The sequence below is a fragment of the Paenibacillus sp. CR_12 genome (assembly GCF_041953985.1).
GTDB lineage: Bacteria > Bacillota > Bacilli > Paenibacillales > Paenibacillaceae > Paenibacillus_AQ > Paenibacillus_AQ lautus_A.
Genome location: NZ_JAVFHO010000002.1, coordinates 1,592,472 through 1,607,137 on the forward strand (window position 1 = coordinate 1,592,472; position 14,666 = coordinate 1,607,137).

Genomic DNA, 14,666 nt, shown 5'->3' on the forward strand with positions numbered 1-14,666 from the left:
GATGGATGATATGCCAAATGCTCCGCATAATATGGATACTGCTTGCAAAGGGGCGATTGAATGATAGTACTGGAGCATGTGAACAAGGTTTATGATAATGGCTTTCACGCGCTGAAGGACATTAATCTCGAATTCAAAAAAGGGGAAATTACCGTCCTCATCGGTCCGAGCGGCTGCGGCAAATCAACAACCATGAAGCTGATCAACGCGCTTAATACGCCATCGTCGGGCAAAGTTCTGATTGACGGTCAGGATATCTCCAGATTGAATCCGGTTGAACTGCGGCGCAATATCGGCTATGTCATTCAAAGCGTTGGTTTATTTCCGCATATGAATATCTCCAGGAACGCGGGCGTGGTTCCGCGTCTGAAGAAGTGGGATAAAGACAAAACAGATCAAAAAGTAAATGAATTGTTGGACATGGTCGGACTGGATCACACCATTTATGGCACTCGCTATCCATCCGAGCTAAGCGGCGGACAACAGCAGCGCGTAGGCGTCGTGCGGGCGCTTGCGGCGGAACCCGATATCATCCTGATGGACGAGCCGTTCTCCGCGCTGGATCCCATCAGCCGCGAGCAGCTTCAGGATGAGCTGATCCGGCTTCAGCAGGAGCTCAATAAGACCATTATTTTTGTAACGCATGATATGGACGAAGCTATTAAAATCGCGGATACCATCGTTCTGATGAAAGATGGCGAAGTGGTTCAAACGGGTAAACCGGACAGCATATTACGGCATCCCTCAAATGATTTTGTGCGTGACTTTATCGGTTCGAAACGTCTGCAAAATGAGAATGAAAGCGCATATGAAATTCCGCTTGTGGATGAAGTGATGATTACGAATCCGGTCACGGCATTCCCGAGCCGGGGATTGGCTGAAGCCATCAAGATGATGGAAATGAAGCGGGTCGATTCGCTGCTGATCGTGGATCGTAACCGTCAGCTTCAAGGCGCGGTTTCGATCTACCGGGTTCTCGACCAATACGGCGAAGAAGGCAAAACCGTCGCGGATGTGATGCATCCGGTCCGTTTTTCCGTGGCTTCGGGAAGCACGCTTCCGCAGGCCATCGAGATTATGGACAGCCACCAGCTCAGCAACCTCCCTGTCGTAGACAGCAATAACCGGTTCCTCGGACTAATCACAAGAGGCAGTGTGGTTAAACATCTGGCCGAAGTCTATCCAACGATGGTTCCTCCGGTGCTGAACGGAGAGGGTGAGTGATATGAATGCATTTTGGAGCTTCATCACGGATCGTTATCCGGATATTCTGAAGGCATTGCAGGAGCATCTGGTCCTCTCGTTCTCTGCCGTGCTGCTCGGGACTGTGATTGCCGTACCGATCGGAATCCTGCTGGTCTACAACCGGGTCGGCTGGTTGAACAGCATCACCTTTTTCGTTGCGAATCTGTTTCAGACGGTTCCCAGCCTGGCACTCCTGGCAATTCTGATTCCGCTGCTCGGGATCGGCATGAAGCCGGCCATACTCGCATTGTTTCTGTATTCCCTGATGCCTATTCTGCGGAATACCTATGACGGTTTTCACTCCGTGGATAAAGGCGTGCTCAATTCGGCCAGGGGAATGGGATACAGCACCGCACAAACGATTTTGAAAATTCAGCTTCCCCTATCGCTTCCTTATATCATGTCCGGTGTCCGCATTACGACCGTGTATATCATCAGTTGGGCAACACTGGCTTCCCTGATCGGTGCTGGCGGTTTAGGCCAGCTCATCGTATCCGGACTTGGGGTCAATAAACCCGAGATGATATTCATCGGTGGCATCGGTGCAATTCTGTTGGCGCTTGTAGCTGACGGACTGCTTGGTCTGCTGGAGGGCTGGCTGAGCAAGCACTACCATCAGAATCAAACCCGGGACGCTGCGATATGATTAACGTCAACCGTAAGCAGCGAACCGGACGGAACAAGGAAGGCGTGATGAAACTGAAAAAGCTGAAAAGGATACCGATGTTAGTCTGCCTGATGGCTCTCGCCGCTTTTACCTCCGCATGCGGAATTCAAAGCGACATCACCATCGGGACGCAAACCTATACCGAAACCAAGATTATTGCTGAAATGTATAAAGCGCTGATTGAAGACCAAACCGATCTGAAGGTGGATGTTATCCCGGATCTGGCATCAAGTTCATTGGTCATCAATGCGATGAAACGAAACGACGTTCAGATGGCGACACTATATACCGGTGAAATATTCAACAACCATTTCCCGATTAGTGGCACCAAAGACCGAGCGAAAGTCTTGAAGGAGGCACAGGATGGATTTCAGGAACACTTCGGGTTCACCTGGATGAATCCGCTGGGTTTTGAGAACACCTACGCGTTCACGGTAAGAAAGGATCTTGCCGAAACCAACGGGTACGCCAAGATTTCCGACGTCAAAAAAGACATGGCCTCCATGAAACTTGGGGTAGATACGACGTGGCTGGAGAGAAGCACGGATGGATATCCGGCATTCTCCAAAGCATACGACATCAAATTCGGTCAGGTCTTCCCCATGGAAATCAGCCTGGTCTACAGCGCGGTAGCCAATGAGCAGGTGGATATCGTGTTGGCCTATTCCACGGATTCCCGGCTGAAAGCCTACCAATTGCAGACGCTTCAGGATGACCAGCAATTCTTCCCTCCCTATGATGCAAGTCCGGTATTGCGTTCGGACCTTTTGAAGAAGCATCCTGAAATTGAGGATACGATAACGCCTCTAATCGGTCATCTGGATGCAGATACGATGATATCGCTTAATTATCAGGTGGACATTGAGAAGAAAAGCGAGCGTGAGGTCGCGATCGCGTACTTGAAAGAGCAGGGCTTCTTGAAAAGCTAAAGGAGGGTAAGCATGGAAAGTGAACATTTAACATTTGCCGACTTTTTGTCATATATATCACGAAATCAAGAATTGCTCTGGGAGTATTTCATCCAGCATATTACGATGGTGGTTATCGGGCTGGGGCTGGCATTCATCGTCGGGGTGCCGCTTGGCATCCTCTGCTCTAAGAGTAAATGGGCGGCCAAGGTCATTTTGTTTATCACCAACATTCTACAGGTGGTACCAAGCTTGGCCATGCTCGTGGTTCTCATGTTATGGATGGGACTCGGAACGACAACGGTCATGGTGGGACTCTTCCTGTATTCCCTGAATCCAATCGCGCGGAATACGTACGTGGGGTTAAAACAGGTGGATCCCAGCTACCTGGAATCGGGAAAAGGTATCGGGATGAGCCCCTTCCAAATGCTTGTGAAAGTACGTTTTCCGCTGGCGCTGACGTACATCATGTCGGGCCTGCGTATCGCGGCTGTTATTGCCATCGGCGTGGTGACGATCGCTCCCCTCGTGGGAGGAGGCGGTCTGGGACGAGAAATTTACGCTGGACTAAACAGCAACAACTCCCTGCGGATTTTTGCAGGCGCCATTCCTGCCGCGGTGCTGGCAATCGTTGCGGATATCGTGCTCGGCATGCTGCAGCGTAAGCTGGATCTGGCCAAACGGAAGTCAGCCGGTGCGGCTCCATCGCCTGCGAAAATGCAAAATATAAACTGAGGTTTATAGAGGGTACATTCTAAGGGGCATTCCAAGAGATCTTCGATCTTGCGGAGTGCTCTTTTCTTAGTTGTTAGTATTATTTTTCCTTTAGATAATCCAAAACATTGTTTAAGTAACTTTCAATGGGTTGCGAAGAATCAATAGTCAGACACTTTATATCTAATGGTCGTTTACTTTCATTTAAACCAGATATAAATGATTCTTCAGTCGTCTCCGATATTTGGCTTATCATTCGTTTTCGATTTTGAAGTCTGTTACTAATTTCCTTGTAATCGTTAAGGTAACATTCTATATATTTGTACTTGGCGTGATATTTCTTTGCTAATCGCAATCCTTGATCAAGCATCTCCGAATATAAACAAGGAGCATCAAATATAACATCATGACCTTGTGATAAATAAAACTCGACCAAATCCCAATCAACCGTGTATGCAATTTTGCCAAGATGTTTCATTTCAATATCAAGTCCTTCTGCTGACTTTAATATTGCCGTTTTAGATATATCATGGTCAACAATGACAGCCCCAGTTATATTGGCAATTCGTCTAGCAAGCGTTGATTTTCCCGAGCCCGGAAAACCCGACATTTGGAGAAAATACACTTCAGCACCTCCTTTACTCTTATTTTAACTAATCTAATATTGTTGTTTCTCTAGGTACTGTGCTTTTCACAAATTCCTCTCGATGAAAGATGATTCAACTATATAAGTTTTTCATCTATAGATCATTTTTTGTCCTTTCTGTTTTTCGGGAATTCCCTAACAGTTGAATTGCAAGATGTATCATATCTTAAAGTAAATAATTATTTTCTTCATTAGCCAGCATTAGCGTTCTGATTTCATATGATTTGCACCCCGATGCAATAAATGGGTCAGAATTGGCAATGTCCGTTGCTTCCATTAAATCCTCTGCTTGAATGATGACGATTCCTCCAGGATAATCCGCAAAAGGGCCACAAAGCATAAGTTTGCCTTGCGATTCTAAGCCTCTTAAATACTCCACATGACCCTTAATGATTTCATGATTTAACGGTTTTTGATTGTTCATTAAATAAACAAATGTCATCTTCTTCCCCTCCTCACACATTCTCCCCGCTGTAGAAGGGACAATCTTTAATATGGTCGATTCAGTTTTATATTCGCCAGTGCTTGATCTTAATAATGGCAACCCTTTCCTGATTTTATATGATTCCGGAAAAAACAACCATCCTTTATGCTGAATATGTCAAAAGCACATCAAATATGGAGGAGGAACTACGGTTTATGCAGATGAGCAGGAACATCATCAAAAAGCTTATACCTGTTATAACATGTCTGGGACTGGCCGCCACAGCGATGGCCGGCTGCAGCAGTGAGAAGATGCCAAAGGGGAGTACGGAATCCACAGAGTCAACCCAACCTTTGAGCAACTTATCGTATTGGAAACAGATGCATCCCGACGCAGCCGCCATTATGAAAAGCTATGGTGAGATTACCGCTATTCAAGAAATCGAAAATAAAACCGGTGTCAAAATCGATTACCAACACCCGGCCCAAGGCCAAGCTGGCGAACAATTCAACTTGATGATGGCCTCGAAATCGCTGCCCGATGTCGTTGAATATTCGTGGAATAATTATCCGGGAGGCGCTCAAAAAGCGATTAAGGATGGTAAAATCATTCCATTAAATGACTATTTGGACCACGCGCCTAACTTCAAAAAGCTGCTGGACGAAAACCCGGAATGGAGAAGACAGGCGTCAACGGACGATGGCGATCTTATCGGTTTTCCGTTCATCCGCCCCGTGAGAAAACTGCAAACCCACTCCGGCCCGGTTATACGTAAAGATTGGTTGGACAAGTTGGATTTGCCTATTCCTAGAACCATCGATGAATGGTACACCGTTTTGAAAGCGTTTAAGGAACAAGATCCCAACGGCAACGGAAAGGCGGATGAAATTCCGATCATGATGGGAGCAGGCGAACTTGCTTTTACTGGCGCTTTTGGCATCCCGAACGGCTTCTATCACGAAGGAAATACGGTCAAATATGGCCCTGTTCAACCCGAATATAAGGAATACCTTACAACTATGAACCGTTGGTATAATGAGGGCTTGCTGGACAAAGACTTTGCAGCCAATGACAGCAAAATGTACGATGCCAAAATAACCGGCAATCAGGTCGGTGCGGCTGTTATGGCCGTAGGCGGAGGCATGGGCAGGTTTATGGATTTAATGGAGTCTAAGGAACCACAATTCAAGCTTGTTGCCACACCCTATCCGACATTACAATCTGGCGATAAACCGATTTTCGGTCAAATGGACAATCAGATTGTCGGCATATTCACTGCTATAACTGAAAGCAACAAGCACATCGCTGAAACCGTAAAATTCTTCGATTATTTCTATAGTGAAGAAGGACGAATGATCATGAACTTCGGTAAAGAAGGCACATCCTATACGATGGAGGACGGTTATCCGAGGTATATGGATTCCGTCATGAACAATCCGGAAGGATTGCCCCTTGCCCAATCCCTGAAACAGCATGTCTTGTCCGCTGATGCAGGTCCTTTCTTGCAGGATGTACGCTATATGGAGCAATATGCGGCCAGACCGGAGCAGCAGGAGGCTTTGACCGTCTGGGCAGAACCTTCGAATGAAAAAAGAATGCCTCCGATCACCATCGCCAGGGAAAACAATAGCCGATATGCCTCGATCATGAACGATATCGATACGTATAAAAATGAAATGATCGTCAAATTTATTATGGGCGCAGAATCGCTGGATAAGTTCGATGAGTATGTCGCTACCCTGAAAAGCATGGGAATCGACGAGGCAATTCAAATGCAGCAATCCGGATTGGAACGCTATAACAACCGATAACAGCCTACTACACTGGAGACGGAAAGCTTGCGGCTTGCCGTTCTCCGGTATTCAAAGAAGGAGTAAACCATGCCTAATGTACAGAGAAACATTGTGAAGACGGCAACGGGGAGCCGGGCAGAGAAGAAATGGAGCATGATAAAAAAGGACATCATTCGGAACCGCTACATTTATCTTATCCTGCTGCCCGTCGTTGCCTACTACATCGTTTTTCATTACGGACCCATGTATGGTCTGCAAATCGCTTTTAAAGATTACGGACTTGCCGACGGAATTTGGGGAAGTCCGTGGGTGGGTTTCGATCACTTTGAAAGTTTTTTTGGAAACTACTACTTTTGGAGATTGATTCGGAACACCCTGCTGATCAATATCTATGAATTGCTGTTTGCGTTCCCCGCTTCGATCATACTGGCCTTATTGCTTAATGAAATTCGCAGGAGTTTTTTTAAACGGATCGTACAGACGATAAGCTATCTCCCGCACTTTATCTCCATCGTCGTTGTGGTCGGGATGATGATCGATTTCTTTGCCCGCGACGGTCTGGTGAATCAACTTCTTGGCATGATCGGACTTGAACCGATTGCATTCATGCAGGAGCCGGGGTGGTTTCGGTTCATGTACGTATCCTCCGGCGTCTGGCAGGGAATCGGATGGGGCTCTATTATCTATCTCGCCGCCATAGCCAACATCGATCCGACTCTCTATGATGCGGCCCGGATTGACGGAGCGGGACGATGGAAACAGACCTTGCATATTACCCTGCCCGGAATCATGCCGACCATTGTGATATTGCTCATTCTCAACATGGGATCCATGCTTTCCGTCGGGAGCGAGAAAATTATTTTGATGTACAATCCGATGACCTATGAGACGGCCGATGTCATCTCCACCTATGTATTCAGGAAAGGTATACTGGGAGCCGATTTCGGTTACACCGCTGCCGTTGGGTTATTCAATTCGGTCATCAGCTTCATTCTAATCGTACTCGCCAATTCCATTAGCAAAAGAGTGAGCGAACATAAATTGTGGTAAGGGAGGAACGGTATGTTTCACAAACGCAGCCTGGGTGAATCGATATTTTCCGTCGTCAATACATGCTTCATGCTTCTGCTTTGCTTCGTCACGCTTTATCCGTTCCTATACGTATTATTCGCATCTTTAAGCGATCCTGCAGAAATCGCCCGATTTCGCGGCATGCTGTTTTTCCCTACCGGGTTTAATCTGGATGCGTATAAAGCCGTCATGGATAATCCCATGATTCTGACCGGTTACCGGAACACCCTCTTCTATGTCGCTGGCGGCACAATCATCAACCTATTCATGACAACGCTCGGTGCCTATGCCCTTTCTCGCCGCAACGTCTATTTCAACAATTCCATCATGCTCATCATCGTGATCACGATGGTGTTCAATGGGGGGCTCATTCCAACCTTTCTGCTGGTGAACAGTCTCGGCATGCTGGATACGCCGTGGGCTCTTCTCTTGCCGGGGGCTATCAGTTCATTTAACTTGATCATTATGCGAACCGCCTTTCAAGCGGTACCCGTTAGTTTGGAGGAATCCGCGCGGATCGACGGGGCCAATGATTGGATCATTATGAGCAGAATCATTGTTCCTCTTTCGATGCCCGTTATTGCCGTCATGGTTTTGTGGTATGCAGTGGGACATTGGAATTCATACTTTAGCGCATTGATTTATTTGCGTGATCGGGAGTTATTTCCCTTGCAGTTAGTGCTCCGTGAAATTCTGATCTCGAACAGTACGGACAGCATGACGACCGGCGCAGCAGCCACAGATCGGCTGGACATCGGGATCACGATCAAATATGCGACGATTATCATCTCTACACTTCCGATATTATGCCTGTATCCGTTTCTGCAAAAGTATTTTGTGCACGGTGTCCTGATCGGTGCGTTAAAAGAATGATCATCACACGAATCGGTCATCCAATGAAGGGAGCAAGCTTGCTCTTCCCGAAGTATATGGGACTGAGCAAGCTTTTCTATACTAGGAGTGATCGCCATGTTTTCAATCATTCGAAGAAAGAATGCCGAGAGCAGAAGAAGAAGCCTGTTCATCAGGATGCTCGTATCCAATTGTCTTCTGCTCCTGCTTCCCATCCTGATTTGGTTTGTGTTCTATACCAATATTGAACATATCATGAAATCCAATGCGGAACGGTCCAATCTCGGCATGCTGGAGCAGATGCGTCTCAATATAGACAGCCATTTCAAAGAAATTGAACAGTTATCCCATCAGATTATACTCAATCCGAAGCTGCGTTATTTATTGGATACGGAAATCAAAGACTTGTCAGAACGGTATCATTTGGTCCAGTTTACAAGAGATTATTTAACGATGCATTCGAGAATGACCAAGGATTTTGTGTACGATTTCTATATTTTTTTGGACCGAAGCGATTCTGTGATCAAACCGAATCTCGTAACCGATTCTCACAATTTTTATGATAAATATTATCGCTTTGAACATCTGACCTATGAAGAATGGCGTAAGCAGATGACTAGCTATCATAGTCAAACCTACCTGCCGTCCTCCACCTTACAACGAAACGGCTACCTGAAGGATGATCCCATGCAAGTGATTACCTTTATGCAATCGTTGCCGGTCGAAGAAACATCCAATATGAAAGGGAATCTTACGGTTCTGATCGATGAAACCAAGATTCGCGAAATGACACGACAAATCGAGTCCGCAAACGGGAGTTCCGTTTATATCGTGAACCAAAATCATGAACTCATCAGCAGTACCCCCGGTGCAAGTCCGTTATCAAACTCGATATTGAATGAACTGAAGTCGAACTCCGGTTTGCGCAATTCCAATCTGAACGGTCAAGATGTAACGGTATCATTCACAACCTCGGGACAAGTCGGATGGTACTATATTGCTGTGATGCCCTTGAATGTATATTTGCAGAAAGTGAAACAAATGGAGCATCTTGCGCTGTGGCTTCTCTTGCTATGTATCCTTGCGGGGAGTGCGGCTGCATATGGAATCGCTTATCGAAACTATTTTCCGATCAAAAGAATGGTAGAGGCCATTCAGGCCGGAAAGTCTCATCCACGCAAACCTGCAGTGAATGAATTGGACTACATCCTGGAAATGATGAAAATTTCCTGGGACGAGGAAAGGCATATTAAAAACAAACTGACTCAACAACTGCCCATTCTGCGTTCTAACTATTTACATCGTGTGCTTCAAGGCTACTTTGAGCCTCCAGAGCAAATGAAACAATCGCTGGAATTTATGGGCATCCATTTTCCGTTTTCTCATTTTATCGTCATTCTCGTTCAAGTGGACGACATGACCCGGTTTGCCCCGAATCAAAGTGAAAAACAATGGGCCTTGGTGCGATTTATCATCTCCAATCTGGCTGAAGATACAGTCTATGAAGGGCATACGATACATACGATCGACTTGGAGAAAGACCGGCTGGCCCTGCTCGTGAATCTAAAACCGGATCAGATGGATCATCCGGCTTGCCGGGTGAAGGACATCGTATCCGGATTGCATCGCATGCTGGAGACTAGGTTCAAGCTGGAGATCAGCATAGCCATAAGCGGCGTTCATAAGGGCCAGCATCAGATTGGAGAAGCCTATTTGGAAGCGGCTGCCGCCTTGGAGTACAGGATGGTCAATGGGCAGCTGTCGACCTTTTACTATCATGACATTCGCCAGAAAAAGCTGCAGTATTATTACCCCGTCGAAACCGAGCTGCAGTTAATCAACTGTATTCGAAGCGGCGATACAGAGCAAGTGGTCCAACTGCTTACACAGCTGTTCGATCGAAATTTTCGCGACGAATCCATCACTCCGGAGCTCGGGAGATGCCTATTATTCAGTCTTGCCGGCACCCTTCTGCGTATCATGGCATCGGATTCGGATACGCTGGCCTACCGGAAGCTTACAGAAGGTGACATCCACCCCGTGCGTTTCCTGCTTTCCTGTAAAACAACCGACGAAATGTTTGAAAAAGCGAAGGACCTGTATGTATCGGCCGCCGAATCGTTCAAACTGGAACGAAGCAATCACAATGAACAGCTCCTGCTGCAAATTCAAACCTGCATTCAAGCGAATTACGCCGATCCCAATATGAGCTTGAATTTAGTGTCTGAGCATTTGCAGATCACGCCGCAATATATTTCACAATTTTTCAAAAGAGTGAGTGGACAAAACTTCAACGACTACCTGACTGTCGTACGCATGGATCACGCTAAGAAACTGATGTCGGATCCTGGACTGACCAACGCACAGATTGCCAAGATGGTCGGTTATACAAGCGATACGGTTTTCATTCGGGTTTTTAAGAAGGTCGAAGGCATTACTCCCGGTAAATATAGAGAGAGTATGACGAGATGTGCTGGATTAAATCAATAGGAATGATTACTACATTATTTTACATTGGCAGCATATCTCTCATTAAAAGAAAGGATGTGCTGCTAATCGTTTTGCGCTCATATTTCTCCGAGGATTTTTATCATTGCTCCTCTATTCATCCATGGACCGTAGTGCACCATGATATGGACGCTACCAGCCGCTCCTCCGGAATAATAACCGGTTCTAATCATAAGCTTATACAAGAAAGCCATAAAAGGAGGGTTAAGTGAATTGACGAAAGTTAAAGTTAGTTTGCGGCCCATCGTTAGCAAGCTGAATTTACCCACTGTGTTGAAAACAACGATTCTTCCGGGCGACTCCATCGAAAGATTATTCATTGCGACTCAGGTAGGAGAGATCTTTTACATAGGAAACGGAGTTATAGAGACTTTCTTAGATATTCGCCCGCGAATCCTGAAACTAGGTGGTTCTAGCGGCGGATATGATGAACGGGGACTGCTAGGGCTGGCATTTCATCCCCAATTTTATTATAATCGTCTGTTTTATCTCCATTATTCTGTAGCTGGAACCCAAGGTCCAGGGGCCCTTCCAGGTGCTCCTCCTGAATCTTTTAAGCCTAACCCTTGCGATGCTAGCACCTTAAACCTAAAGTGGGCAAACAGAGAACATCAATACGATCATATCGATACAGTCGAAGAATGGATTCTGCAATCGAATGGCCAACCTCACAAAAGGCGGACGTTACTTAATATCAGAAGGCCATTTTTAAATCATAACGGTGTCAATAGCCTAAACTTTTCCCCTGAAACAGGAAAGCTTGTTTTGACAACCGGTGATGGCGGATCAGGCTATGATCCGTTTAATTTAAGCCAAGACGATATGGAAATCGCAGGTAAAATCATCGAAATTGATGTCGTTAAGAATACGTATATCGATAATCCGCCCGTCGTTACGCGTTTTCATGAACTGCCCGTATCCATTCAGGAAACGCTTACGGTAATCGCCAAAGGCGTTCGCAATATACCCGGCATTTCATTTCAAAGGTTTTACAATCAGTATATCAAATACGTAGGAAATGTCGGACAGGATCTCGTAGAGTCGATTTTTTCGTTCGTACATTATAAACCGATACCGGTTACTCAGCTTATACAAGCTTCTTTAATGAAAACGGAACCTGACCATGAAGGATTTATTAACTTGGGCTGGCGCGGGTGGGAAGGTGCTTTTCCGACCTCGATCATAACCGGCTGCTCTGCAAATCCGGCTTTGAACGAGAAAACCATTGCTTATTACGAGGAAGCCGTAAGAACTTCCGTACGGCGTCTTCAGCCTCTGACGAGTTATTTTCATGAAGATTCCAGAACCGATAAGTTTGGAGCGACCGCACTTACAGGAGTACAGCCCTATATGGGATGTGAAATCCCCTCTCTATCAGGAAACGTTGTGTTTACCGATCTGGCTCGTGGGCCTGAATCTCAACTTCCCGTTAGAGGGGTCTTAGCTTACACCAAGGTAAGAACGGATGGTAAGCTAAATGATTTTCATGTTATTGAAACCGATGATCCGTTTGGGTCTCAATCCGCGTATTATGTTAGTCTGGGAACGAATCTGAATCAAACCAGACTCTATTTAGGGGTTTATGGCTCGATGAAAGTGGCTGATGCTAACCAAGGTACCGTTTTTGAAATTATTCCATGATTCATAACGAACCAAATCCGGCCAGAATGATGGAAAACGTTATTTCGTTTAATAACGTATGGTTCCGGTACGATTCGCACCAGGATTGGACACTTCGGGAAATCAATCTAACCCTTGATGAAGGAGAATGGCTTACGATCGTGCGTGGTAACGGTTCCGGAAAATCAACGTAAGTAAGGGACTACTTGAATAAGACGGGGCAATCTGCCAATTCATAGCCCAACACATTGCAATGACGCCCCACTCGTTAGGATCGGTACGCTTGCGCAGCTTTGTATGGCCATTCCTCCTCGAAAACCTCTGCCGGACCGAGGGCCGGATGACCCTCAGCGTGAAAGAATTGCCTAAACTCGATTTTTCTGTTTCCCTAAGTCTCTTCTTATCTCTGCAACTAGCTTCTTCTTCTCAACATCAGATATGGCATCAGCAGACAATTTCCTTGCTAAAATCGGTATTATCCAAGGCACTATATCATCATAAGAAATCCCCGAGAGTCTATAGTATTCGTCTATAAATATGTCAATTAGATCCTCACGAATCGAATCAAACATATCTCTAGTTTCCTCGGGAAAGGAGGACGGCAATACGGCATATCGAATCATTACAATATACTCAGCAATATCTGCTTCAGGATTTCCTATGGTTGCATTCATCCAGTCTAACAAGATTGCTTCGCCGTCATCCCTGACGATTACGTTGCGTGGATTTGGATCACCATGACACAGGCATTGTTTCGTTTCTAGCGATTCTAATAAGGAAATTGCGCTCTCTTTTTCACTGGCACTCAGGTAATTAACACTCAAAATGTTTGATTTTATTATGCTTTTCTGGCAAGGCAATTCCTTACCTTCAGCTAATGCTTGGTGAACGCGAAATAGTAGTTGAGCTGTAAGCTGGACGTCCGCTTGTTTAACTTCGTTGTTATGGCTAACGATAACCTGATTAAAAAAACGCTCCATCATAGTTTTACCTGCAATATGTTCGAATACAATCCCCGGTCTTCCACTCATTTTCGTTAACTCAAAAGGCTGAGGAATAGGGAGTCCACATTCCCAAGCGATGCAATTATTCAAATACTCTCTTCTTAAAGCTTCGAAACTTGTATTCTCTTTGGCTAGTTTTACGATTCTATTATTCCCTACTTCGAAAACCTCAGAGCATCCACCTTCTCCGATTTTTTGTCCTAATGTATATAACATTAAAGGTAACTCCTGTCTTTTAGGTTTTTGTTATTTCGGCTAACGTTAATGTATTCACGACGTCCAACTATAGGTTGTATCCACCTTTTTTTCGAATATGCAGCTTATTTACTTAAGTCTATCTATAATTTCATTTATTTGATTAATATGCCTTTGTTCATGTAAGTACAGTGATTTAACCCATTCAATTAATAACATCTCATTAAAGACTGGGTGTATAAAATGTCTTCTACTCAGCACTGACTCGTCTTCTACTGTATTTAATAGCTCAAGTAACTTCTGTCTTGAATTGTTTAGTTTCTCAATGATCTCTTCATATTCTAAAAATTCATCCGTTGGTTTGGCAATGTCAGGAGCTTCTAGCTTTTGACTTCTATCAAGCAGAAATTCGACTGATTTATTTTCTATAAACGAATCTTCTTTGCTCTTTAACCCTTTCTTTATAGCTACGACATATAATTCCTCTGTTTTAAAAAGGTGTTGACAGACCTGACTAATACTCCAACTGTTTAAGTCTTTCTGTTGGTTTAATTGATCTCCGCTCAACCCAGTAAGAATTCCAAATAATTCGTCCCTGGTCTCTTTTAATTTTTGTTTGATTTCTTGAAGCTCCATAAAAAACTCCCTTTCTTTAATATTTTGCGGATATTTCCTATAAAGTTCTTGTATTCACGAATCCTAACCCCTTAAAGGAGCAGAGCGACAGGCTACCATGCATTTAGGTGGTGCAGGGTTGTCTGCCTGAAATGACTTCTTCCATGTCTCTGGCAGACCAAGGGGTGTAAGCCGCGTTTCGTGAATATGGTGTTATCAGATGTCAATATCTTCTTCGAGTAATTCTACAACGCACTTCATTAGTTCCTTCATTTCACTTCGCTCTTTACATTTCTTATGTATTAAATTTAAATAATATCCCCTTTTTCTTAGCTACGAAGTGCTTAGAAAAAGGGAATGTATTCTGCTTAAAAATGCTTATTATATACATTGATAAGTCGAAT

General features: G+C 45.0%; 13 protein-coding genes. 9 read left to right on the forward strand and 4 right to left on the reverse strand.

Annotated elements, in window-relative coordinates:
- Positions 1-60 precede the first annotated feature (60 nt).
- From RB297_RS11100 to RB297_RS11115, 4 genes are read left to right on the forward strand one after another with little or no spacing between them, the layout of a single operon-like run.
- On the forward strand, positions 61-1,224 hold the full coding sequence (locus RB297_RS11100) for an ABC transporter ATP-binding protein (protein ID WP_375120448.1): 1,164 nt from the start codon (positions 61-63) through the stop codon (positions 1,222-1,224).
- Between the two features lies 1 nt (position 1,225).
- Entirely contained in the window at positions 1,226-1,891 is a 666-nt protein-coding gene (locus RB297_RS11105) for an ABC transporter permease (protein ID WP_096775994.1), read from the forward strand.
- The gene (locus RB297_RS11110) at positions 1,888-2,841 is read left to right on the forward strand and encodes a glycine betaine ABC transporter substrate-binding protein (protein ID WP_375120449.1); all 954 of its coding nucleotides are present in this window, start codon (positions 1,888-1,890) and stop codon (positions 2,839-2,841) included. Before RB297_RS11105 ends, RB297_RS11110 begins: the two co-directional genes overlap by 4 nt.
- 12 nt (positions 2,842-2,853) lie before the next feature.
- The gene (locus RB297_RS11115; protein WP_096775996.1) at positions 2,854-3,555 is read left to right on the forward strand and encodes an ABC transporter permease; all 702 of its coding nucleotides are present in this window, start codon (positions 2,854-2,856) and stop codon (positions 3,553-3,555) included.
- A 79-nt stretch (positions 3,556-3,634) separates the two neighbouring features.
- Here RB297_RS11115 and RB297_RS11120 read toward each other — a convergent pair whose 3' ends face one another.
- Both RB297_RS11120 and RB297_RS11125 read right to left on the reverse strand, forming a co-directional pair.
- Positions 3,635-4,159, reverse strand: a complete 525-nt coding sequence (locus RB297_RS11120) for a P-loop nucleotide/nucleoside kinase family protein (protein ID WP_375120450.1) — start codon at positions 4,157-4,159, stop codon at positions 3,635-3,637.
- Between the two features lie 187 nt (positions 4,160-4,346).
- On the reverse strand, positions 4,347-4,622 hold the full coding sequence (locus tag RB297_RS11125) for a YciI family protein (protein WP_096775998.1): 276 nt from the start codon (positions 4,620-4,622) through the stop codon (positions 4,347-4,349).
- Between the two features lie 197 nt (positions 4,623-4,819).
- On the opposite strand from RB297_RS11125, the gene RB297_RS11130 reads away from it, so the two are divergent.
- From RB297_RS11130 to RB297_RS11150, 5 genes are all read left to right on the forward strand, one after another.
- Positions 4,820-6,415 carry an extracellular solute-binding protein gene (locus tag RB297_RS11130; protein ID WP_096775999.1) on the forward strand — a complete coding sequence of 532 codons (1,596 nt, stop codon included), beginning with the start codon at positions 4,820-4,822 and terminating at the stop codon, positions 6,413-6,415.
- Positions 6,416-6,484: 69 nt separating this feature from the next.
- Positions 6,485-7,447 carry an ABC transporter permease gene (locus RB297_RS11135; protein WP_096776000.1) on the forward strand — a complete coding sequence of 321 codons (963 nt, stop codon included), beginning with the start codon at positions 6,485-6,487 and terminating at the stop codon, positions 7,445-7,447.
- Positions 7,448-7,459: 12 nt separating this feature from the next.
- Positions 7,460-8,341, forward strand: coding sequence for a carbohydrate ABC transporter permease (locus RB297_RS11140; RefSeq protein ID WP_096776001.1), 882 nt, complete (start codon positions 7,460-7,462; stop codon positions 8,339-8,341).
- 96 nt (positions 8,342-8,437) lie between these two features.
- Positions 8,438-10,810, forward strand: a complete 2,373-nt coding sequence (locus RB297_RS11145) for an AraC family transcriptional regulator (RefSeq protein ID WP_375120451.1) — start codon at positions 8,438-8,440, stop codon at positions 10,808-10,810.
- A gap of 231 nt (positions 10,811-11,041) precedes the next feature.
- Complete coding sequence (locus tag RB297_RS11150; protein ID WP_375120452.1) at positions 11,042-12,469, forward strand: PQQ-dependent sugar dehydrogenase; 1,428 nt, start codon at positions 11,042-11,044, stop codon at positions 12,467-12,469.
- Positions 12,470-12,813: 344 nt separating this feature from the next.
- Here RB297_RS11150 and RB297_RS11155 read toward each other — a convergent pair whose 3' ends face one another.
- Positions 12,814-13,668 carry a phosphotransferase family protein gene (locus tag RB297_RS11155; protein ID WP_375120453.1) on the reverse strand — a complete coding sequence of 285 codons (855 nt, stop codon included), beginning with the start codon at positions 13,666-13,668 and terminating at the stop codon, positions 12,814-12,816.
- A gap of 108 nt (positions 13,669-13,776) precedes the next feature.
- Positions 13,777-14,283, reverse strand: coding sequence for a DinB family protein (locus RB297_RS11160; protein ID WP_375120454.1), 507 nt, complete (start codon positions 14,281-14,283; stop codon positions 13,777-13,779).
- Positions 14,284-14,666: the final 383 nt, after the last annotated feature.